Origin of the sequence: Pseudohalioglobus lutimaris (genome assembly GCF_002866825.1) — a bacterium.
GTDB lineage: Bacteria > Pseudomonadota > Gammaproteobacteria > Pseudomonadales > Halieaceae > Halioglobus > Halioglobus lutimaris.
Map to the genome: position 1 here is coordinate 1 of NZ_PKUS01000006.1, position 452 is coordinate 452.

Consider the following 452-nt stretch of genomic DNA (forward strand, 5'->3'; position numbering starts at 1 on the left):
GCATCCGGCGGAGGTCAGGAGGCGTCCGGCGGTGAAGGTGGCGCTGGCGAAGGCACCGATGCTGGCACCGGCGGAGGCGCCGCAGAGGAAGGCGGAGCCTCCGGCGGAGGTCAGGAGGCGTCCGGCGGTGAAGGTGGCGCTGGCGAAGGCACCGATGCTGGCACCGGCGGAGGCGCCGCAGAGGAAGGCGGAACATCCGGCGAAGGTGAGGAGGCGTCGGGCGGTGAAAGTGGCACTGGCGAAACAGGCACGGAAGGTGGTCACGGAACGGATGAGAGCGGTGGAGAAGAGACGGGCACAGGAGTTGAGGGTTCACTACTTGTTGGTACCCGTTTCCAGGATGAACTGACCGGGGGAGCCGGCGATGACACCATTGATGGCAAACGTGGCAACGACACCCTGTCGGGTGGTGAGGGTGACGATACCTTCCTGGTGCGTGGCAATGCCGGACT

Annotated in this window: 1 pseudogene; it reads left to right on the forward strand. The window is 66.4% G+C overall.

Going from position 1 to position 452, the window contains the following annotated elements:
- Window positions 1-452 (forward strand): annotated as a pseudogene (locus tag C0039_RS21035) (hypothetical protein); the annotation flags it as partial.